Annotated in this window: 19 protein-coding genes; 3 read left to right on the forward strand and 16 right to left on the reverse strand. The window is 71.1% G+C overall.

Features of this window, described 5'->3' with window-relative positions; genetic code table 11:
* Genes GAS53_RS30820 through GAS53_RS30830 form a run of 3 tightly spaced genes read right to left on the reverse strand, consistent with a single transcriptional unit; the run spans nt 1 to nt 2,905 of the window.
* Entirely contained in the window at nt 1-864 is an 864-nt protein-coding gene (locus tag GAS53_RS30820) for an ABC transporter permease (RefSeq protein ID WP_225859185.1), read from the reverse strand.
* Nucleotides 861-1,763 (reverse strand): ABC transporter permease, encoded by a 903-nt coding sequence (locus GAS53_RS30825; protein ID WP_151481013.1) that lies wholly within the window; start codon nt 1,761-1,763, stop codon nt 861-863. The genes GAS53_RS30820 and GAS53_RS30825 overlap by 4 nt, the downstream gene beginning before the upstream one ends.
* Complete coding sequence (locus GAS53_RS30830) at nt 1,760-2,905, reverse strand: ABC transporter substrate-binding protein (RefSeq protein WP_151481014.1); 1,146 nt, start codon at nt 2,903-2,905, stop codon at nt 1,760-1,762. Before GAS53_RS30830 ends, GAS53_RS30825 begins: the two co-directional genes overlap by 4 nt.
* A 223-nt stretch (nt 2,906-3,128) precedes the next feature.
* Here GAS53_RS30830 and GAS53_RS30835 point away from each other — a divergent pair, with 223 nt between their 5' ends.
* The gene (locus GAS53_RS30835) at nt 3,129-3,878 is read left to right on the forward strand and encodes a GntR family transcriptional regulator (RefSeq protein WP_151481015.1); all 750 of its coding nucleotides are present in this window, start codon (nt 3,129-3,131) and stop codon (nt 3,876-3,878) included.
* 152 nt (nt 3,879-4,030) lie between these two features.
* On the opposite strand, the gene GAS53_RS30840 is transcribed toward GAS53_RS30835, so the two are convergent.
* The 9 genes from GAS53_RS30840 to rpe form a co-directional block, all read right to left on the reverse strand.
* The gene (locus GAS53_RS30840; RefSeq protein ID WP_151481016.1) at nt 4,031-4,483 is read right to left on the reverse strand and encodes an Lrp/AsnC family transcriptional regulator; all 453 of its coding nucleotides are present in this window, start codon (nt 4,481-4,483) and stop codon (nt 4,031-4,033) included.
* 10 nt (nt 4,484-4,493) lie between these two features.
* Nucleotides 4,494-5,960 (reverse strand): amino acid permease, encoded by a 1,467-nt coding sequence (locus tag GAS53_RS30845; protein WP_151481017.1) that lies wholly within the window; start codon nt 5,958-5,960, stop codon nt 4,494-4,496.
* A gap of 351 nt (nt 5,961-6,311) precedes the next feature.
* Complete coding sequence (locus GAS53_RS30850) at nt 6,312-6,707, reverse strand: hypothetical protein (RefSeq protein WP_151481018.1); 396 nt, start codon at nt 6,705-6,707, stop codon at nt 6,312-6,314.
* A gap of 31 nt (nt 6,708-6,738) precedes the next feature.
* Nucleotides 6,739-7,269, reverse strand: a complete 531-nt coding sequence (locus GAS53_RS30855) for a GNAT family N-acetyltransferase (RefSeq protein WP_151481019.1) — start codon at nt 7,267-7,269, stop codon at nt 6,739-6,741.
* An 89-nt stretch (nt 7,270-7,358) separates the two neighbouring features.
* Nucleotides 7,359-8,825 carry a GuaB1 family IMP dehydrogenase-related protein gene (locus tag GAS53_RS30860; protein ID WP_151481020.1) on the reverse strand — a complete coding sequence of 489 codons (1,467 nt, stop codon included), beginning with the start codon at nt 8,823-8,825 and terminating at the stop codon, nt 7,359-7,361.
* 211 nt (nt 8,826-9,036) lie between these two features.
* Nucleotides 9,037-9,462 carry a barstar family protein gene (locus GAS53_RS30865; RefSeq protein ID WP_151481021.1) on the reverse strand — a complete coding sequence of 142 codons (426 nt, stop codon included), beginning with the start codon at nt 9,460-9,462 and terminating at the stop codon, nt 9,037-9,039.
* Entirely contained in the window at nt 9,459-9,887 is a 429-nt protein-coding gene (locus tag GAS53_RS30870) for a ribonuclease domain-containing protein (RefSeq protein WP_151481022.1), read from the reverse strand. The genes GAS53_RS30865 and GAS53_RS30870 overlap by 4 nt, the downstream gene beginning before the upstream one ends.
* Nucleotides 9,888-9,967: 80 nt before the next feature.
* Nucleotides 9,968-11,011 carry a sugar-binding transcriptional regulator gene (locus tag GAS53_RS30875; protein WP_151481023.1) on the reverse strand — a complete coding sequence of 348 codons (1,044 nt, stop codon included), beginning with the start codon at nt 11,009-11,011 and terminating at the stop codon, nt 9,968-9,970.
* 78 nt (nt 11,012-11,089) lie between these two features.
* Nucleotides 11,090-11,776: a ribulose-phosphate 3-epimerase gene (rpe, locus tag GAS53_RS30880; RefSeq protein WP_151481024.1), complete on the reverse strand. Its 687-nt coding sequence runs from the start codon at nt 11,774-11,776 to the stop codon at nt 11,090-11,092.
* Nucleotides 11,777-11,979: 203 nt separating this feature from the next.
* Here rpe and GAS53_RS30885 point away from each other — a divergent pair, with 203 nt between their 5' ends.
* Nucleotides 11,980-14,160, forward strand: a complete 2,181-nt coding sequence (locus tag GAS53_RS30885; RefSeq protein ID WP_151481025.1) for an MMPL family transporter — start codon at nt 11,980-11,982, stop codon at nt 14,158-14,160.
* 92 nt (nt 14,161-14,252) lie between these two features.
* On the opposite strand, the gene GAS53_RS30890 is transcribed toward GAS53_RS30885, so the two are convergent.
* Nucleotides 14,253-15,677 (reverse strand): RsmB/NOP family class I SAM-dependent RNA methyltransferase, encoded by a 1,425-nt coding sequence (locus GAS53_RS30890; RefSeq protein WP_151481044.1) that lies wholly within the window; start codon nt 15,675-15,677, stop codon nt 14,253-14,255.
* Between the two features lie 300 nt (nt 15,678-15,977).
* Nucleotides 15,978-16,910, reverse strand: coding sequence for a methionyl-tRNA formyltransferase (fmt, locus tag GAS53_RS30895; RefSeq protein ID WP_151481026.1), 933 nt, complete (start codon nt 16,908-16,910; stop codon nt 15,978-15,980).
* Between the two features lie 426 nt (nt 16,911-17,336).
* Between fmt and GAS53_RS30900 the strand changes: the two genes are divergently transcribed.
* Entirely contained in the window at nt 17,337-17,888 is a 552-nt protein-coding gene (locus GAS53_RS30900; protein ID WP_151481027.1) for a hypothetical protein, read from the forward strand.
* A gap of 136 nt (nt 17,889-18,024) precedes the next feature.
* On the opposite strand, the gene GAS53_RS30905 is transcribed toward GAS53_RS30900, so the two are convergent.
* Entirely contained in the window at nt 18,025-20,190 is a 2,166-nt protein-coding gene (locus tag GAS53_RS30905; protein WP_151481028.1) for a primosomal protein N', read from the reverse strand.
* Between the two features lie 186 nt (nt 20,191-20,376).
* Nucleotides 20,377-21,585 carry a methionine adenosyltransferase gene (gene metK, locus GAS53_RS30910; RefSeq protein WP_151481029.1) on the reverse strand — a complete coding sequence of 403 codons (1,209 nt, stop codon included), beginning with the start codon at nt 21,583-21,585 and terminating at the stop codon, nt 20,377-20,379.
* Nucleotides 21,586-21,835: the final 250 nt, after the last annotated feature.

Consider the following 21,835-nt stretch of genomic DNA (forward strand, 5'->3'; position numbering starts at 1 on the left):
TCATCCCCGGGGAGCGGTACGGGAGCGCCCGCCGAACCCGGCGAGCGCGAGAAGGAGTGCCCAGGTGACCAGCAGGCTGAGCACGGAGACGGCGACGGAGAGCTGGGCCTGCGAGCCGCTGACGTTGACGATCCACACGGCGAACGGCTGGAAGCCCAGCAGCTGGGCGACGGTGAACTCGCCGAGCACCAGGGCCAGCGTGAGGAACGAGGCGTTCAGCAGCGCCCCGCGCAGGTTCGGCAGCACGGCTTGGACGAGCGCCTGCGGCCAGCCCGCGCCACAGCTGCGGGCGGCCTCGACGAGGGTGCGTACGTCCATCGCGCGCAGTCCGGCGTCCAGCGCCCGGTACACGAACGGCAGCGCCATCACGACGTACGCGAGGACGAGCACGAACGGGAAGTCGGGGTTCTGGATCGCCGTGAACGTCTGGAACAGCGGGGTGCGCGAGAGGTGTTCGGGCCCCCACTTCAGGACCGTGCCGATCCCGGCGACGAACGCGATCGGCGGGACGACGAGCGGCAGCGAGCAGACCACCTCGACGACCGGCCGCAGTTTCGGTGCGCCGAGCCGCAGCGCGACCATGGCGGGCACCATCAGCAGCAGCACGATCGCGATGGTGGCGGCGGCCAGCTCCAGCGAGAGCAGCAGACTGGAGACGAAGCCGTCGGTGCCGAAGATCCGGGTGTACGCGTCGAAGGTGACGCCCTCTCCGGGCACGTCGACCGTGAAGATCACGGATGCGGCCAGCGGCACCAGGAAGTAGAGCGCGGCACCGGCGAGGACGACCCCGCGCCAAGGACGTACGCGTACGGGCTTGTTGAGGCCCCGAGCCGACGTGTTCGTGCTCGGCGCGGAGGTGTTCATGCTTCCAGCCATCGCGCGCTCCGTCGTTGCAGGGGCAGGTACACGGCCATCACCAGGCCCGCGACGAGGACCATGTCGAGGCTGAGGGCGAGCGCCACGTTCCCCTGGCCGACCAGGACGTTCCCGGAGATGGCGTCGGCGATCTGCAGAGTGACCAGCGGGACCGAACTGCCCACCATGGCCGCGGCGGTGGCGTACGCGGCGAAGGCACTGCCGAAGAGCAGCACGAACCCGCCGAGGAGCGAGGGCGCGAGGACGGGCAGGGCGACGTGCCGCCAGTACTGGACGGCGGTGGCGCCGTTGTTCCGCGCGGCCTCGCGCCACTGGGAGCGCAGGCCGTCGAGGGCGGGGGTGATGGTGAGGACCATCAGCGGGATCAGGAAGTACAGGTAGACGATCACCAGTCCCCAGAAGCTGTAGAGGTCCCAGCCCTTGTCCGCCAGGCCCAGGTACCGGGTCAGGACACCGGAGTTGCCGAGGGTGGCGACGAACGCGAAGGCCAGCGGGACGCCGCCGAAGTTGGCGAGGACGCCGGACGCGGTGAGCACGGCCTCGCGCAGCGCGCGGAAGCGGGAGGTCACCACGGCCTGGGCGAGCAGGAGGCCGAGCACGGCCGCGACGACCGCCGAGACGGCGGAGAGCTTGACGCTGCCGAGCAGGGCGGTGAGGTACGCGCCCTTCAGCGAGGCCGTCAGGTTGGCCGTGGTGTACGAACTCGCCCCGGTGGCCGGATCCTTGACGGTGAACGCGCCGTTCAGCATGGCCACGGCGGGGATCCCGAAGGCGAGCGCCACGAAGGCGAGCAGCGGGACGACGGCGAGCCAGCCGGGCGCGTGGCGCCGCCGCTTCGGAGAAGCGACCGGCGGCGCCACGTCGACGCGTGTGAGGGTCGCGGTCACCCGGAGACCGCCTTGCCCCAGCCCTGCCCGAGGACTTCCTTGGCCTTGCTCTGCTGGGCCTCGGTCGGGAACTCCGGAGTGCCGGAGACCTCGGGGAGCTTGGCGGCGGCGGTCTTGTCGAGCGTGCCGGCCTTCTCCATGGCGGTCATCAGGGCCGGGCGGGCGAACCCCTCGAGCCAGAGGTTCTGGCCCTCGGCGCTGTAGAGGTACTCCTGCCACAGGCGGGCGGCCGCGGGGTGCGGGGCATCCTTGTTGACGGCCTGCGAGTAGTACTGGGAGAACTTGCCGTCGGACGGGACGGAGACCTTCCAGTCAAGCCCCTTGGACTTGAACTCGGTGGCGTACCCGGCGTTGAGGTAGTCCCAGTCGATGCTGATCGGGGTCTCGCCCTTCTCGACCGTGGCGGGAGTCGACTCGACGGGCGTGTAGTTGCCGTTCTTCTTCAGCTTGGCGAAGAAGTCGAGGCCGGGCTGGATGTCGTCGAAGGAGCCGCCGCTCGCGAGGGACGCGGCCCAGACGCCGCCGAACGCCGAACCGGACTTGGTGGGGTTGCCGTTGAGCGCGACCTGGCCCTTGTACTGCGGCTTGAGCAGATCGGCGAAGGTCGCCGGACAGGTCTTCACGCGCTTGGCGTCGCAGCCGATGGAGATGTACCCGCCGTAGTCGTTGTACCAGCGGCCCTGTGCGTCCTTCTGCCCCTCGGGGATGTCGGCGAACGCCTCGACCTTGTACGGCGCGAGCAGCCCCTGCTGGGCGGCGCTCAATGCGAAGGAACTGCCCAGGTCGAGTACGTCGGGGGCGCGGTCCTGGCCCTTGCGGGAGGTGACGGCGTTGATCTCGTCCTGGCTGCTGCCGTCGGGGTTCTCGACCTCGATCTTGATGCCGTACTTCTTCTCGAACCCGTCGATCAGCGCGCCATAGTTGGCCCAGTCGCGGGGCAGCGCGATCGCCTGCAGCGTGCCCTCCTTCTTGGCCGCCTTCACGAGCGCGTCCATGCCGCCGAAGGCCTCGGCCGAGGTCGCGGTGGCGGCGCTCTTGCCGTCGGTGGTGGTGGACGCGTCGTCGGGGGCCGCGCCACAGGCACTCAGAGCGAGTGCGGCGGCGCCGACGAAGACGGCTGTTCTCGGCAGGGACACGGTCACGGTCTTCTCCAGGGGTGCGCTCAGGGGTCACACGAGACTGAGAACTCGTCAGCGGAACTTGTCTGAACAAGTTGGCCTCAGTAGGCCCGCCGTTGATGTCCTGTTCGTAAACTCTGGAAAAACCATGGCCCTTGATTCTCCGGCCACTCGCCGGGCTCACGTGTCACCGCAGCTCATCGTCTACGCTGGTCAAGGGGCACACACCTGCGCACAGAGGGGGAGCATGGCGGCACGACACGAGGAGATCGCCGAGGCGCTGAGGCGGGCGATCGACCGCGAGGAGTACACCGTGGGCAGTCGACTGCCAGCCGAGACCGACCTCGCGGCCCGTTACGGCGTCTCGCGCGGTACCGTCCGCCAGGCCGTCGCCGCCCTCACCTCCGAGGGGCTCATCGGCTCCCGGCAGGGCGCGCGCCGCGTGGTCCTCGCCGGCCGCCGCAGCCAGAGCTTCGAGGAGCTGCGCAGCTTCGCCCAGTGGGCGCGGGCGATGGGGCGCGAGGCGACGGGACGTGTGGTGTCGAGCGCGTACCGCCCGGCCACACCCGAGGACTCCGTTCGTCTCCAACTGGCCGCGGGCACCCCGGTGTTGCACGTCCTGCGCGTACGCGGCCTGGACGGCGAGCCCGTGCTCCTGGAGAGGACGGTGTACGCGGACTGGATCTCCCCCGCCGTCGAGGCCATCGAGCCGGACTGCCCCTCGGTCACCCAGCGCCTGTACGAGGACACGGGCCTGGTCTTCGCCTACGGCGAACATCTGATCGACGCGGTCGCGGCGAGCGCACAGGACGCCGAACTGCTGGGGGTACGCCGCACCAGCCCCCTCCTGCGCGTCCGCCGGGTCACCACGACCCGCGAAGGCCGCCCGGTCGAGTGGTCCGACGACCGCTACCGCCCGGACGCCGTCAGCTTCAGCGTCCACAACTCCATAGCCAACAACGCCCTGGCAAGACAGCCGTCGGACAGCGCCCCGTAAGGGGCGCGGGGAACTGCGCGCTCAACCCCCACGACCGGCACATCACAGACGGACAGGTGCGCCCCAGAAGGGGCGCGGGGAACTGCGCGACCAGCCCCCACCAACCCGCACACACCCACCAACCCCAGCCACCCCCGCCCACCCGCGGAGCGCTACGTAGGCGACCCCGAAGAAAACCTCCGCAGCAACGGCGAAAGCACCAGCACGGACTTGGTCCGCTCCACGAACGGCTCCCCCGCGATCCGCTCCAGCACCCGCTCGAAATGCCGCATGTCAGAGGCGAAGACCTGCACGACCGCATCCGCCTCCCCCGTGACGGTCGACGCGGCCACGACCTCCTGATACCGCTCGAGCCCACGCTGAATGGTCTCGGGCGAGGTGTTGCTACGGCAGTAGATCTCGACGAACCCCTCGGTCTCCCAGCCGAGCGCCGCCGGGTCCACGCGCACCGTGAACCCGGTGATGGCCCCGGTCGCCCGCAACCGGTCCACCCGCCGCTTCACCGCGGGCGCGGACAGCCCGACCTCCTGCCCGATGTCGGCGTAGGAGCGCCGAGCGTCCTCGGCAAGGGCGTGCACGATGCGTTCGTCGAGATCGTTCAGCACTGCGGGTGGATCACTTTTCTGAGGTGGCGAGACGGGAGCGGCGATAGCCGTAACTGAAGTAGAACACGAGCCCGACGGCCATCCAGACCCCGAAGACGACCCAGGTCACGGTGTCGAGGCTGCCCATCATCCACACGCAGAAGCCGAATCCCAGCGCGGGCAGCACCGGCGACAGCGGCACCCGGAACGTGCGCGGCATCTCGGGCCGCGTACGCCGCAGCACCACGACGGCCACATTGACCAGCGCGAAGGCGAAGAGCGTACCGATGCTGGTCGCGTCGGCGAGCTGCCCGAGCGGAATCGCGGCGGCGAGGACACCGCAGAACAGGGACACGATGACCGTGTTGACGCGCGGCGTGCCGGTCTTGGCGTGGACGCGCGAGAAGGCCTTGGGCACGAGCCCGTCGCGGGACATCGCGAAGAGGATGCGGGTCTGCCCGTAGAGCACGGTCAGGACGACACTGGCGATGGCGACGACCGCACCGGCCGCGAGCAGCGTGCCCCAGAAGGCGTCCCCGGTGACGTCCTTCATGATCCCGGCGAGCGCGGCCTCCGAGCCGGTGAACCGCTGCCAGGGCTTCGCGCCGATGGCGACGGCCGCGACGAGCACGTACAGCGCGGTCACGATGATCAGGGAGAGCATGATGGCGCGCGGCAGGTCACGCTGGGCGTTCTTCGCTTCTTCGCCCGCGGTGGAGGCCGCGTCGAACCCGATGTACGAGAAGAAGAGGGTTGCTCCGGCGGCGCTGACGCCCGCCATGCCGAGCGGCATGAAGTTCTCGTAGTTGCCGGAGCGGAAGCCCTGGACGCCGATCGCGCAGAACAGCAGCAGCGCGGCGATCTTCACGACAACCATGACGGTGTTGGCACGTGCGGACTCGCGGGCGCCGCCGAGCAGGAACGCCATGGCGAGCAGTACGACGATCAGCGCGGGCAGGTTGAAGACGCCCCCGTCGCCGGGCGGCGCGGAGAGCGCGTCCGGGATGGTGACGCCGATCGTGCCGTCGAGCAGTTCGTTCAGGTACTCGCCCCAGCCGACGGCGACGGCCGCGACGGAGACGCCGTACTCCAGGACGAGACACCAGCCGCAGATCCAGGCGACGAGCTCGCCCATGGTTGCGTACGCATACGAGTACGAGGACCCGGAGACCGGAATCGTGCCCGCCAGCTCGGCGTAGGAGAGGGCGGAGAAGAGCGCCGTGAGGCCTGCGATCACGAAGGAGAGGGTGACGGCCGGACCGGCCTTGGGGACGGCCTCGCCGAGGACGACGAAGATGCCGGTGCCGAGCGTGGCGCCGATGCTGATCATCGTCAGCTGCCACAGGCCGAGGGAGCGCCGCAGGGTGCCGCCCTCGCCCTGGCCACCCTCCGCGACCAGGCTCTCCACGGGCTTGCGGCGCATCAGACGCGCGCCGGGGCCCGGGGGCGGAGGGTTGGGGTGACTGCGGGACTGCGGGGGTGCGCCGTGGTCGAGCACGCGGCTTGGCTCCTTCATCGCTGCCGGTCAGAGCGGCGCGGCCCCACAGCGGCCCGAAGGAAGGGACCCACCGTGCACGGGGTCCCCGCCACACTTCGTTCAGCGCATGACTCTATGAGTCCGGCCTTTCCGGCCGTAATGCAGCAACCTTGCGCGTCTCCGCAAGATCGTTGCGTTCATCGCGGGCAGGCGCGTGTTCGTTGCGTGGGGCCTTTCGACCATTGCGCAAGCCCCCGGGGAGCAGTTGCGCGAGCCTCTGGGGAGCCGATGCGCAAGCCTCTGGGGAACTGTTGCGCAAGCCATCGGGGAGCAGCGGACGAAGGCCCCGCACGGCCGCCGCTGAGGGACCGTTCAAGGACCCTCCGGCTCCCCCGCGATCGCCCGCGCCTCGGCCACGTCGTCCTCGTCGAAGCCCATCTGCCCAAGCTGCCCGTGGGCCGCCGCCTGCTCGTCGATCCACCGGTTGTGAGCCTCCCAGGCGGCCTGCTTGCTCGTCCCGAGGGCGGCTCCGATCTGCGACCAGGAGGCCCCGGCCTCCCGCGCCGCCCGCACACTGAGCTGCCGCCCGTACGCGGCCTTGCGGGCGACCACCTCACTCAGCGCGAGCAGTTCGAGCAACTCGCCCCGGTCGAGGGCTTCCTCGTCACTCCCGGCCCCGGCCAGCGACTCCCGGACCCGCAACTCGTCGAGACGGGCCACGGCGGTCAGCAGCGTGTACTGGGGCTCGATGCTCTGCGGTGTCGTCATGCCTCCAGCGTTCCGTCAAGTCACCTTGACGTCAAGTGGGCCTGACGACAGCTTCTTGGCCAGGACTACGCAGGGGCTTGACCAGGAACACGCAGGGGTCGGCGCACTCCTGGCGCTCGCCATCCAGGTCCAGGTAGGCCCAGCGGTCGACGTACGTCACGGCGGGTCGGTAGCCGAGCCGCGCGTAGAGCGCCGCGGCCCGTGGGTTGTCGTCGCCGACGCCGAGTCCCATGAGTCCGGTTCCGCGTGCGATCGCCAGTTCCTCGGCGGCGCGGACCAGTGCCGTGCCGATGCCCCGCGAACGCAGTGACTCGGGCCAGACGAACAGCCCGTTGAGCTCCGGACAGCCCGGCTGCGCGGCCCGCACCTCGGGAGCCGCGCACCCGGTCCAGCGGACCTCGGCGTGACCGACGGGCCGGCCGTCGGACCAGGGGATCAGATAGGTGCTGTCGCCCGCCTCCTGCCGCGCGAAGCGCGCCCCGTGACTCCCGTCCACGCTGTGCGAGGGCAGGAACTGCTCCAGAACCGCGATGTCCTCGGCCCGGCAGGCGTCGATTCTCATCCGACCGACCCTAAGCGGTCTCCGGATGCGAAACGGCCCCCGTTCTCCCGGCGGACGGGACAACGGGGGCCGTACAGACGGAAGTTGCGTCAGCTCCAGCTGGCGTGCAGCGGCTGGCCCTCCGCATAGCCCGCGGCGCTCTGGATGCCGACGACGGCCCGCTCGGCGAACTCCTCCAGGGAGCCCGCGCCCGCGTAGGTGCAGGAGGACCGGACACCCGCGATGATCGAGTCGATCAGGTCCTCGACACCCGGCCGGGCCGGGTCGAGGAACATACGGGAGGTCGAGATGCCCTCCTCGAACAGCCCCTTGCGGGCCCGGTCGTACGCCGACTCCTCCGACGTACGGTTGCGCACCGCGCGCGCGGACGCCATGCCGAACGACTCCTTGTAGGGGCGCCCGTTGGCGTCGTGCTGGAGGTCGCCCGGCGACTCGTACGTACCGGCGAACCAGGAGCCGACCATGACGTTCGACGCGCCCGCGGCCAGCGCCATGGCGACGTCGCGCGGGTGCCGGACGCCGCCGTCGGCCCAGACGTGCTTGCCGTACTTCTTCGCCTCGGCGGCGCATTCCAGGACGGCCGAGAACTGCGGGCGGCCCACCCCGGTCATCATGCGGGTGGTGCACATGGCGCCGGGGCCCACGCCCACCTTGATGATGTCGGCGCCGGCCTCGACCAGATCGCGTACGCCCTCGGCGGCGACGATGTTGCCCGCGACGATCGGCACCTGCGGGTCGAGCGCGCGGACGGCCTTCACCGCGGCGATCATCGACTCCTGGTGGCCGTGCGCGGTGTCCACGACGAGCGTGTCGATGCCCGCGGCGAGGAGCTGCTTGGCCTTGCCCGCGACATCGCCGTTGATACCGACGGCGGCGGCGATGCGCAGCTTGCCGTCGGCGTCGGTGGCCGGGGTGTAGAGCGTGGCGCGCAGGGCGCCCTTGCGGGTGAGGATGCCGGCGAGCTTGCCGTCCTTGTCCACGGCGGGGGCGTAGCGGCGGTTGGCGTGGTCGAGCCTGTTGAACGCCTCGCGCGGCTCGATGTCCGCGTCGAGCAGCAGCAGATCCCGGGACATGACCTCGGACAGCTGCGTGAACCGGTCGACCCCGCTCAGGTCGGCGTCGGTGACCACACCGACCGGCCGGCCGGCCTCGTCCACCACGACTCCGGCGTTGTGCGCGCGCTTCGGCAGCAGGGACAGCGCGTCGGCGACCGTCTGGTGCGGGGCGAGCACGATCGGGGTGTCCAGGACGAGATGACGGCCCTTGACCCAGGAGACGACCTCGGTGACGACCTCGATCGGGATGTCCTGCGGGATGACGACGAGTCCGCCGCGGCGGGCCACGGTCTCGGCCATACGGCGGCCCGCGATCGCCGTCATATTGGCGACCACCAGCGGAATCGTGGTGCCGCTGCCGTCCGGCGAAGCCAGGTCGACGTCCTGCCGCGAGACGACCGCGGAGCGGCTCGGCACCATGAAGACGTCGTCGTACGTCAGGTCGTAGGGCACCGGAGCGGATTCGACGGGACGCCCTGTACCGGGTTCAAGAAAACGCATGAGTCTCACATTTTCACGCGAAACGGCGCAGGTCACTCCCACAAGGACACAGCAAAACGCCCCCGCGTTCGTGTGTTCCTCCAACGAGGTGCGGGGGCTCCGGTGCCAGGCAGTGGAACCTGCCTTACCCCGAGAGCTTACCCGAACACGCCTGACTGGCGTCCGGAGCGCGGCCGCCCAGATCGCCGAGGCGCCGTCCTGAGGATGCCGGCTACCGGGACTCGGCCAGCACCATCACGACGACCAGCGGGGTGTCCGTCTCCCGCCAGTGCGCCGCCGCGTCGGCGAAGATCTCCTGGAGGACGCGCCAGTCCGCCGGACTGGCCGCCGCGTATTCCTGCCAGTCCCGTACGAGCACCAGTCGGCCTCGTCCGGCGGGCCACCACTCGAGGTCGCCGAGGCAGTCGGCCAGGGCGTCCCAGTTGGCGCCGAACCAGTCCGGCAGCCGCAGCGCGTCGGCACACGCCGCCATGAGCCCGGCCTTGTCGGAGACACCTGCGAGGTCCAGTGCGCCGGTCTCCCAGCCCGCCGCACGAGCGGCTTCGAGCGCACGCTCCGTCGGCAGCCGGGCCGGCCAGGAAAGGACACCGGCAGGCGCGCTGCCGTCGAGCACCGGCGCGAGCGGATCGTCCGTCATCTCAGCACCGCCCTGAACGACTTGTAATGATCATCGGTGTAGTAGACCTCGCCGCCCTGCCCCGTGACAATGCGCCGGGCTCCGCGGTCCCGCTCGCCGGGCGTCCGCACCGTGTACTCGCGGTAGTAGCCGCGCTCGTGCCGCGGCAGCTCGCGCTCGAAGTTGCCGAACACGGCGCCGTCCTTGGCGTACGGGAAGGGGCCGCCCCGGTCGATGAGGGCGAGTGTCCGACGGGCCTCGGCAGGAAGCCCTGCCTCCTCGACGGTCTCCATGCCGGCGGCCCAGGCGGGAGCCGAAGCGCTCGTGGCCGCCCTGGTGCCCGCGCTCGTGTCCGTCTTCGTGTCTGCCGACGAGCAGCCGGTCAACAGCACCGCGAGGCAGACGAACAGCCCCGCGACCAGGCGAGGGACGGACCGGAGCAGCATGTCGCCGATGCTGCCACAGCCGCCCCCGGGCGGCGCGTTGCCGAACCCCCGGCCGGGCCTCCCGTCAGGCCTTCAGAAGATCACGGCCCGTCGGGGTCCGACCGATTGAGGGCAGGACGCGGCGTCGGCCCCGCCGTCATCAGGTAGTCCGCGGCCGCCGTGTCCGTCACCAGGCTGGTGACCAGGCCGGAGCGCAGCACCGCGTCGATGGCGGCCGCCTTGCGCTGCCCGCCGGCGATCGCGACGACCTCGGGGATACGCCGCAGCCGGTCGGCCTCGACGGTGATGCACCGCTCCCCCAGGTCCCGCCCGACCCGGCGGCCCTCGGAGTCGAAGAGGTGCGCGGACATCTCGGCGGCGACACCGAGAGTCGCGTAGTGGGCGCGCTCCTCCTCGGTGAGCATGTCGTGCACCGTCGAGATGCCCGCCTCCCAGGAGCCGATCGACACGCAGGCGACCGTGACCTTGTCGAAGTACTCGAAGGCGCGGGCGATCCCCGTCTGGTTGCGCAGCGCGGCCGCCGTGGCCGTGTCCGGCAGCAGCATCGGCGCGTAGATGGGGTGGGCCTCGCCGCCGGAGACCTGGGCGGCCCGGCGGACGGCCTCTACCGAGCCGCGCTCGGCCGTCCCGGCGTCGTAGACACCCGTCAGCTGCACCACCGTGCACGGGGGCAGCCGGTCGAGGGCGGCCGCCATGTGGATGGTGGAGCGGCCCCAGGCGAGGCCGAGCACATCGCCCTCGGCGACCAGTTCACCGAGCAGGTCCGCGGCCACCTCGCCGAGGTTCTCCGGGTCGGGCGACTCCTCGGCCTCGGCCGGGGACTCGACGACGACGGCATGCCGCAGGCCGTAGCGGGCGCGCAGCGCGTCCGAGCGCTCCGCGTCCAACTCGGCGGGGACACGGATCTCGATCCTCACGAGATCCCGTTCGAGAGCGGTCTCCAGGACCCGGGCCACCTTGAAGCGGCTGACGCCGAACTCCTCGGCGATCTGGATCTTGGATTTGCCCTCGAGGTAGAAGCGGCGGGCCATGGCCGCCGCCTGCACCAGCTCAGCGGGTCCCATCCGCATGGCTGACCGGCCCGCCGACATACCCGACACGGCGATCTCCTCACTGCTGTTCACACTCTGGATTCGCCGTTCATCCTTGCAGATCCGGCGTACTTGATCAGCCCTGAAGGGCGGCGTTCACGTTCCCTTGGCTCAGTGGTTGCACGCCCAGCCCGCCTGGGCCGTCGCCTCCTCCGCCTGGGTGCGCAATGCACGTACCGCCTGCGAGGGGTCGGCCGCCCCGTACACCGCCGAACCCGCGACGAAGACGTCGGCGCCCGCCTCGGCGCAGCGCTCGATGGTGGAGGCCGAGACACCGCCGTCGACCTGCAGCCACAGCTCAAGACCGTGCTTGCTGATCAACTCGCGGGTGCGCCGAATCTTCGGGAGCATGATGTCGAGGAAGGCCTGGCCTCCGAAGCCCGGCTCCACGGTCATGATCAGCAACATGTCGAGTTCGGGGAGCAGATCCTCGTACGGCTCGATGGGAGTCGCGGGCTTGAGCGCCATGGAGGCACGGGCGCCCTTGGCCCGGATCTCGCGGGCGAGTCGCACGGGTGCGGCGGCCGCCTCGACATGGAAGGTGACGGAACCGGCACCCGCTTCTACGTACTGGGGCGCCCATCGATCGGCGTTCTCGATCATCAGATGGCAGTCCAGCGGCGTGTCCGTAGCACGCGCCAGCGACTCTACGACCGGCACACCGAGCGTGAGGTTCGGGACAAAATGGTTGTCCATCACATCGACATGGAGCCAGTCGGCCCCTTCCACCGCCTTTGCCTCCTCGGCAAGGCGGGAGAAGTCGGCGGACAGGATGCTGGGGTTGATCTGCACGGCCATGCACCAAGCCTGCCATGCCCTCCGGGGAACGCGGGCGTCGGTCCCGGGTGGGAAGGGTGGTACGTCGGCTGCGGGTGGTCCGTGGCCGGTCGCGCCCACGCGGCGGAGCCGCATGCGTCACGGCCCCGCGCCCCTTACGGGTCGCCTTCGCTCATGCCATGCTTGGCCGCCCACAGGGTCCAGATACGGCTGCGGGGGTGGCCATGACGGACGTAGGAAACCGGCCGAAACAAGGCGTCGCACACTTGGTCTGCGGACGCCGGGCCAAGTGGCTCGTGGTGGGACTGTGGCTGGTGCTGCTGGTCCTCACGGCGCCCTTCGCCCAGAAGCTCACCGACGCCCAGGACAACGACGCGTCGTCCTGGCTGCCCGGCTCCGCCGAGTCCACCCAAGTCCTGGAGATCTCCGAGGACTTCAGGCCGGAACAGATCCCCGCGATCGTCGTGTACGCCCGTGACGGCGGCCTCACGGCACAGGACCGGGCGCAGATCACCGAGGACGTACGGCAGCTCAAGGAACTGAGCGACCACGGCATCCGCGGCGCTGAGACCCGCGGCCCCGTCTACGACCGGCAGGCGGACCCTCGGGCGGCCCAGGTCTTCGTCCCGATCACGATGGACGAGAAGGGCTGGGAGCGCATCGCGCCCGCGGTGGACTCGATCCGTGATGACGTCGGCGAGGGCGGCGACGGGCTCGCGGTGCACATCACCGGCCCGGGCGGTACGTCCGCGGACTTCTCCGAGGCCTTCGAGGGCATCGACTCCACCCTGCTGTTCTCGGCGATGACCGTCGTCATCGTGATGCTGCTGCTCACCTACCGCAGTCCGAGCCTGCTGCTGGTCCCGCTGCTCGGCGTGGTCGCCGCGCTGTTCACCGCGCAGGCGCTGATCTATCTCCTCGCCGAACACGCGGGCCTGACAGTCAACGGCCAGAGCGCGGGCATCCTGACGGTCCTCGTCTTCGGCGCGGGGACCGACTATGCCCTGCTCCTGGTCGCCCGCTACCGGGAGGAGCTGCGCCGCCACGAGGACCGCCACGAGGCGATGGCGCTGGCCCTGCACCGGGCGGGCCCCGCGGTGCTCGCGTCCGGCGCGACCGTCGTCCTGAGCATGCTGGTGCTGCTCGCCGCCGAGATGAACTCGACGCGCGGCCTCGGCCCGGTCGCCGCCATCGGCGTCGCGGTCGCCCTGGCCGCGATGATGACCCTCTTCCCGGCCCTGCTGGTGATCTTCGGCCGCTGGATCTTCTGGCCGGTGATCCCGCACTTCGGCGCCCCCGACCCGACCGAGCGAGGCCTCTGGGCGCGGATGGGCCGCCGTATCTCCCGTCGCCCGCGGATGATCTGGGGCGTCACGGCGGCGGCACTCGCGCTGCTCTCGCTGGGCCTGATCCAGCTCCGCGCGGAGGGGCTCAGCAACGCCGACGCCTTCACCGACAAACCCGACTCGATCGTCGGTCAGGAGGTGTCCGCGAGGTACTTCCCCGCGGGCAGCGGCGATCCGCTCGTCGTCATCAGCAACCGCGCCCAGGCCGAGGACGTCGGCCAGGCGGTCGCGGCCACCCCCGGCGTCGTACCGGATTCTCTCGGCCTGCCGCCCGGCACGAAACCCGAGTTCGAGGGCAAGGTCCTCTTCGAGGCCACCATGACCGCCCCCGCGGACAGCGAGGCCGCGAAACAGACGGTGGACCGGGTACGGGACGCCGTGCACGCGGTACCGGACGCGGACGCGCAGGTGGGTGGCGGTACGGCGGCGCTGCTGGACATGGACGAGGCGACGACGCACGACAACATCCTGATCATCCCGCTGGTGCTGATCGTCGTGCTGTTGATCCTCGGCGTGCTGCTCCGCGCCCTGATCGCCCCGCTGCTGCTGATCGGCACGGTGGTGTTGTCCTTCGCCGCCGCGCTCGGCATCAGTGCGCTCGCGTTCCGTTATCTCTTCGACTACGCGGGCGAGTCGACGGACTTCCCGCTGTTCGTCTTCGTCTTCCTGGTGGCCCTGGGCATCGACTACAACATCTTCCTGACGACCCGCATCCGCGAGGAGGCGGGCCACCAGGGCACCCGCAAGGGCGTGGTGACGGGTCTGGCCGCGACCGGCGCGGTCATCACCTCGGCGGGCCTGGTCCTCGCCGGCACCTTCGCCGCCCTCGGCACCCTCCCGATGGTCGCCTTCGCCGAGATCGGCTTCGCGGTGGCCCTGGGCGTGCTGCTCGACACGTTCATCGTGCGGTCGGTGCTCGTGACGTCCCTGTTCCTGGACGTGGGCCCGAAGGTGTGGTGGCCGCACCGGCTGGCCCACGAGGACGGGGGCGCGGCGCGGCCGACGGCGAGGGCGGAGGAACCGGAGCCGGCGTCGAGGCCGGGCGGCCCGTCGGAGTAGCCCCGCAGTCAGGCCCGTCGGAGCGGCTCGCCCGCAGCCGGGCCCGTCGGAGCAGCTCGCAGTGTCGGACTGGTTCGCAGCCGGGAAGGAGTTCAGCCCGTCCGGCGGATCAGCGCCAGATACATCGCGTCCGTCCCGTGGACATGCGGCCACAGCTGTACGTCGGGGCCGTCGCCCAGGGCCGGTACGCCCGGGAAGTGCGGGCGGGCGTCGAGGAGTTCGGCGTCGTGGTGCTTGAGCACGTCGTCGACCACGGCGCGGGTCTCAGCGAGGTGCGGCGAGCAGGTGGCGTACCCGACGACACCGCCGACCCGCACCGAGTCGAGCGCCGTGCGCAGCAGCCCGCGCTGCAGTGGCGCGAAGCCGTCCAGGTCGTCGGGGCGGCGCCGCCAGCGGGCCTCGGGACGGCGGCGCAGGGCACCCAGTCCCGTGCACGGCACGTCCATCAGTACCCGGTCGAAGGTCCCCGAACGCCACGGCGGCCGGGTCCCGTCGGCGGCGATGACCTGGTAGGGCCCCGGATTCCCTGCGAGCGCCTTCGCGACCAGACCGGCCCGGTGCGGCTGCTTCTCGGCGGCGAGCAGTAGGGCCCCGCGCTCCGCGGCGAGTCCGGCGAGCATGGCCGCCTTGCCGCCGGGTCCGGCGCAGCCGTCGAGCCACGCCTTGTCGGGTCCGTCGAGGGGCGCGTTGGCGAGGGCGAGTGCCACGAGCTGGCTGCCCTCGTCCTGGACGCCGGCCCGGCCTTCGCGCACGGCCTCGATGGCACCCGGCTCACCGCCCTCGGACAGCCGCACGGCGTACGGCGACCAGCGCCCGGGCAGCGCGGCCTCTTCGCCGAGCGCGCCGAGGAGTTCGCCGGCGGTGGAGCGTCCGGGCCGGGCGACGAGGGTCACCTCGGGCCGCTCGTTGTCGGCCTCGAGCAGGTCCTCGATCCCGGCGCGCCCACCCCCGAGCGAGTCCCACAGCGCCGAGACGATCCACCGCGGATGCGAGTGCACCACGGCGAGATGGTCCTCAGGATCCTCGTCGTACGGCGGCGCGACCTGTTCGAGCCACCCGTCAAGATCATGCCGCGCGATCTTCCGCAGCACGGCGTTGACGAACTTGGCCCGCCCGTCGCCGAGGACGACCCTCGCCAGCTCGACGGACGCGGACACGGCCGCGTGCGTCGGGATGCGCGTCCCGAGCAGCTGATGCGCACCGAGACTGAGCACGTCCAGCACGGGTGGGTCGACCTCGCGCAACGGCCGGTCCACACATGCGGCGATGACGGCGTCGTACGTCCCCTGCCGGCGCAGCGTCCCGTACACCAGCTCCGTGGCCAGCGCCGCGTCCCGCCCGTCGAAGTCGCCCTTCTCCCGCGCCTTCCGCAGCAGCGGCGGCAGCACGAGATTCGCGTACGCATCCCTCTCGTCCACCGCCCGCAACGCCTCGAAGGCGAGCATCCGCACGGGATCCTTCTTGGGACGACGGTAGGGCTTGCCCTGCTGACGGGGCCGACGGTCCTGCTCGTTCACGTAAAAGGTGCTCCGCATCGTGGAAGAGGTACGGGTCCAGCGTACGTCGCGGGGCTGACTGCGCTCCTTTTCAGGGCGGGGGGGAAGGCGGGTTCTTGGAGACGCGGGGAACGCAGGCTTCTTGGGGTGCGGGGAAAGGGCGCGCGCTTTGGGCTCGGGGAACCACGCACACTCTGGGGCTCGGCGAACAGCAGGCTTCTAGGGGCGCGGGGAACTGCGCGACCAGCCCACCACGACCCGCACGTCACAACCCACAACTCACGCCCCACCCACACCGCACCAACCGTCGAACCAAACCGCTCAGCCCCCCACCACCTCGCCGGAGGCAATCCGTACCCCTCGCGCCCAGTCCGCCGCCCGCATCGGCTTCTTCCCCTGAGCCTGCACCCACAACAACTCGACGGCATACGAACCAGTGCCGACATACACATTGTTCTTGCCGACAGCCAACGCCCCCGGCGCAAGATCCGTCCGCTCGGGAACCGACGCGACCTGGATCAACTTGAGCCGCTCCCCACGGAAAACGGTCCACGCACCCGGCGCGGGCGTGCACCCCCGCACGACCCGGTCGACACGCAACGCGGGCGCGGTCCAGTCCACGTGAGCGTCCTCGACGGCGATCTTCGGCGCCATGGTGATGCCGTCCGTCGACTGCGGTACGGCCTTCAGCGTGCCGTCCTCGATCCCGTCCATGGTCGCGGCGAGCAGCCCCGCCCCCGCGAAGGCCAGCCGCGTCAACAGATCTCCGCTGGTGTCGGTGGGCCGTACCTCCTCGGTGACGGTCCCGTAGACGGGCCCGGAGTCGAGCCCCTCCTCGATGAGGAAGGTGGAGGCACCGGTGATCTCGTCCCCCGCCATGATCGCGTGCTGCACGGGCGCCGCCCCGCGCCAGGCGGGCAGCAGCGAGAAGTGCAGATTGACCCAGCCATGGGCGGGGATGTCGAGCGCGACCCGGGGCAGCAGCGCACCGTAGGCGACCACGGGGCAGCAGTCCGGCGCGATCTCCCTCAGCCGCGCGAGAAACGCCTCGTCCCGAGGCTTCACCGGCTTCAGCACCTCGATCCCGGACTCCTCCGCCCGCTCGGCGACGGGACTCGCGACGAGCCTCCGCCCCCGCCCCGCCGGAGCGTCCGGCCGGGTGACAACGGCGGCCACCTCGTGCCGCCCGGAGGCGATCAGGGCATCCAGAGCGGGAACGGCGACCTCGGGGGTGCCTGCGAAGACAAGCTTCATGGGTGGCAGTCGGCCTCTCGGGCGAATTACATGACGGGCAGCGCACCAGTCTATGGGCCGTCAGGCCGTACGGGGCCTGCGCCCGCCGGTGGCCCTATGCGCCGTCAGGCCATACGGCCAGGCACCAGCCGGCAGCAACGGCCAAGCAGAACGCACCCCACGAGAACCCGCACCCGCCAACTCGCCCGCACGAGCGGTGCGGGCAGTGCGGGCGGTGCGGGCGGTGCTGGCAATGCGGCCGGGAAACACTCACCAGGCGGAAGGCCGAGGCGAGCGCACGCCCAACCGCCGGGGGCGTACGCATATGCCCCCACGCCCCTGAAGCGTGACCACTCACCCCGAAACGCGTTGGTCAAGAAAGAGTTGACCAAAACGGGCCGCAATCGCGGCCCGGTCCTTTTCAACGCCGGTTCGAGAGGCTTGTTCATGGCCGACCACGCAACCCACGACGCCCAGGCTCGGGCCAGCCTGCACTTGCTGGTGCGGGACATCGAGCGGGTCCGCCGGCAGGTGGACGCACTGCGCACGCTGACAGCCCAGCTGGGCAACGTCTACCGCCCGCGCCGCTCCGGCCCGTCCACGGGCTTCGTCGTCTACGGGCGCGCTCCCGCCCCGACCGTCCGCCTCGCCCAGGAGCTGCGGGACAGTGTCGAGACCCTGGTCACGGCCGCCGTGGACTTCGACCGCTCACTGGGCTTCTCGTGGGACGCGGTGGGCTCGGCACTCGGGGTCACCAAACAGGCGGTGCACCGCCGTTACGGCGCCCGCCGAGCCGCGGCCCAGGCCGCCGCCGAGGCCGAGCGCGCCACGGAACCGTCGGGTTCCCGCGCGGTCGCCGTCAACACCGGCATCCCCACGGTCCCCGCGGCCCGTTCCACGCCGATGCCGATGCCGATGCCCACCCAGCCGACGGCCGGCAGTTCCACCCTCCGCGAGGAGCTCAGGCCAAGCGCCTTCCCGGGCCCGCGCAACGGCTGACACACGCACTCACCTGCCTGCCCCCGCCCGTCTGCCCCCGACAAGGCTCGGGGGCAGACTCGTACGCCCAAACAAGTAACCGCCCGCATCCGCCCCCTCCCCCGTCAGAGAACACCCACTCACCCGCCCCGACCGGTCACCCGATATCCGGCGGATCAACCCGAATCCGCACAGCCTCACTCCCCCCGCTCCCCGCACTGCCCCCACGCGCCATCCGAGCCGCCTGCGCACTCTTCAGCGCGGACGCCAACGCGGCCCCCCTCCCCGGCGGCACCCGGATCAACGCACGCTCCCACTGCTCACCGACCGGCGGTGCCCCCGCCCGCCGAGGCCGCCCCGGATCCGCCGGAGGCACCGGCACGGGCCCCAACACCTCGGCCTCACCCGGCAGTTCGACCGCGGCGAGGAAGCCGGCGAGCGCCTCTGCCGTCCCGGACACGGCCGCCATCCGCGACACGGGCGGAAACCCGAGTTCGGCCCGCTCGGCCAGCTCACGGACGGCATGCCCGACGGGGTCCCACCGCACCAGCGCCTGCACGGGCCGCAGCGTCGGCTCGGCGACGATCACCACGGTCCCGCCGTCCCGCTGCCCCCGCACCAGCGCCGCCGCCCCGATCCACCGCCGCAACGCGTCCTCACCGGCCCGCAGATCGGGCCGCCCGAGCATCGCCCAGCCGTCGAGCAGCAACGCGGCCGCGTAGCCGCCCTCGGCCACGGGCTCCGCGCCGGGCGTACTGACGACGAGCGCGGGCGCCCCCGGCACCGTGTCCAGCACCTGCTCGCGCCCCGAGGTCCGCACGGGCACGGCCGGAAACGCGCGCCCCAGCTCCTCGGCGGTCCGCCGCGCCCCGACGACCTGCGCCCGCAGCCGGAACCCACCGCACTCCGAACAGTGCCAGCTCGCCTCGTCGCGCCCGCACCACCCGCACCGCAGCCCTCCGGCGTCCTGTCCCTCCAGCGGCCCGGCACAATGCCGACACCGCGCTGGCGCCCGGCACTGCGCACAGGCCATCCGCGGTACGTAACCACGCCGCGGCACCTGCACGAGCACAGGCCCCTGCCGCAGCCCCTCCCGTACGACCTGCCAGGCGAGGGTGGGCAGCCGCGCGGCCCGGGCCGCCTCGTCGCGCGCGAGATCCCCGTCGCCCACCGTCCGGACGAGCGGAGCCGCCGCCCGTACCTGCTCCCGCTCGGCGACGATCGGAGCCGCCCAGCCGCTCTCCACGAGCTGCGCGGCCTCGACGGTGCAGCTCCAACTCCCCAGCAGGAACGCGCACTTGTCATGGGCGGCCCGTAGCAGCAGCACTTCCCGCGCATGCGGCTGAGGCGCGTGCAGTTCGCTGTGGCTGCCGTCCCCGTCGTCCCAAATGGCCACGAGCCCCAGGTCCCGCACGGGCGCGAACATCGCGGCCCGGGTCCCCACCACAGCCCGTACGGACCCACGCCGTACCGCGAGCCACTGCCGGTACCGCTTCTCGGGCCCGACCTCGGCGGTGAGCACGGCATGCCGCCCCTCCCCCAGCACCGAGGTCAGTGCGGCATCGACCCGGCTGACGGCCCGCCCGTCCGGCACGACGACCAGCGCGCCACGCCCCGAGGCGAGCGTCGCCCCCACGGCCCGCGCCAACTCCTCGGCCCAGCCGGGCCCCGGCAGCGCGTTCCACACGGCCCGAGGCGCCCCGCCCGCCGCGAGCGACTCCACGAAGGCGGCCCCGCGTGAGTACCGAGCCCAGGACCCGACCTCAGGCGCACCGGGAACCGGCAACGGCTCAGCCGAAGCCGTACCCTCCGCGCGGGCATTGCGCGGCGGCACGGCCAACTGCAGAACGTCGGCCAGACTTCCCGCATACCGGTCGGCGACGGCCCGCGCGAGCCCGAGCAACTCCTCGCTCAACACCGGCTCGGGCGAAACGACTTGAGCAAGCGCGGCAAGGGGCCCCGAGTAATCGGACTCGGCAAGCCGCTCGACAAGAAACCCGTCGATCAGCCCCCCACCCTCACGCCGCCCCTCACGCACCCGATGCCGCCCGGCCCCGAACCGCACCCGCACCCGCACCCCCGGCTGCGCATCGGCATCAAGCTCTTCGGGCACGGCATAGTCGAAGTACCGATCAAGATGCAGCACACCCTTGTCGACGAGCACGCGCGCAACAGGCAGCTCTTTCGCCAAGGCGGCCCCCCGCCACGTCCGCGGCTTCGCCTTCGGCGCCTTGTTCTTCCGCACACTCTCCCGAATCAGCGCAAGCTGCTCAGGCGGCGCACCTTCCGCACCACCCTCATCACGCCCATTCGCGCTGCTCACAGCAACATTCCTACCAGACGGCACTGACACCGCCGCCCGTACGAAGCCCGTACGAAGCCCGTACGAAGCTCCACGACGGCCGTACCGGTCATTCGTCCACGAAGTCGGAAGTCTGAGGACCCGAAAACAGAGGCCCGGCACCCCACACGGGCGCCGGGCCTCACAAAGCCGGAGAAGCAGGAAGGACTACAGCCCCGCCGCCGTCCGCAGCGCGTCCACGCGGTCCGTCTTCTCCCACGTGAACTCGGGGAGTTCGCGGCCGAAGTGGCCGTACGCGGCGGTCTGGGCGTAGATCGGGCGGAGCAGGTCGAGGTCGCGGATGATCGCGGCCGGGCGGAGGTCGAAGACCTCGGTGATGGCGCTCTCGATCTTCTCGGCGTCGATCTTGGCGGTGCCGAAGGTCTCGACGAAGAGGCCGACGGGCTCGGCCTTGCCGATGGCGTAGGCCACCTGGACCTCGCAGCGGGAGGCGAGGCCCGCGGCGACGACGTTCTTCGCGACCCAGCGCATCGCGTACGCGGCGGAGCGGTCCACCTTGGACGGGTCCTTGCCGGAGAAGGCGCCGCCACCGTGGCGGGCCATGCCGCCGTACGTGTCGATGATGATCTTGCGGCCGGTGAGTCCGGCGTCGCCCATCGGGCCGCCGATCTCGAAGCGGCCGGTGGGGTTGACCAGCAGGCGGTAGCCCTCGGTGTCCAGCTTGATGCCGTCGTCCAGGAGCGCCTTCAGCTCGGGCTCGACCACGAACTCCCGGATGTCGGGGGCGAGGAGGGAGTCCAGGTCGATGTCCGACGCGTGCTGCGAGGAGACGACGACCGTGTCCAGACGGACCGCCTTGTCGCCGTCGTACTCGATGGTGACCTGGGTCTTACCGTCCGGGCGGAGGTACGGAATCGTGCCGTTCTTGCGAACCTCCGACAGGCGCTTCGACAGGCGGTGCGCGAGGTGGATCGGGAGCGGCATCAGCTCCGGCGTCTCGTCCGTCGCGTAACCGAACATCAGGCCCTGGTCGCCCGCGCCCTGCTTGTCGAGCTCGTCCTCGTCGCCCTCGACACGGTTCTCGTACGCGGTGTCGACACCCTGCGCGATGTCCGGGGACTGCGCGCCGATCGACACGGAGACGCCGCATGAGGCGCCGTCGAAGCCCTTCTTCGAGGAGTCGTAGCCGATCTCGAGGATCTTGTCGCGCACGAGCTGCGCGATCGGCGCGTACGCCTTGGTCGTGACCTCGCCGGCCACGTGCACCAGACCGGTCGTGATCAGGGTCTCGACCGCGACCCGGGACTTCGGGTCCTCGCGCAGAAGCGCGTCGAGAATGGTGTCGCTGATCTGGTCAGCGATCTTGTCGGGGTGACCCTCGGTCACAGACTCCGAGGTGAACAGGCGACGGGACACAACGCTCCCTGGGGTTGCAGCGGCTGCTGGCTGATCATTGGCGGACTGTCGGGAGCTGCGCCCGGCGTAGTCCGAGAACAGTTTATCGGTCGCACTCGGCCGAGGGGCTACCGTCTCGCCACTCGGGAGTGCTGTGACCTGCGGCACGGGCATTCTGCGACACGGCGGACCTTCTCCGCCAGGCTCACACGCCCTTTATGTAGTGGTTTTGAAGGGCCTATGTAGTGGTTTTGAAGGGCCTGTTGAAGCG

Source organism: Streptomyces albicerus (assembly GCF_008905045.1).
GTDB classification, from domain to species: Bacteria; Actinomycetota; Actinomycetes; order Streptomycetales; family Streptomycetaceae; genus Streptomyces; species Streptomyces albicerus.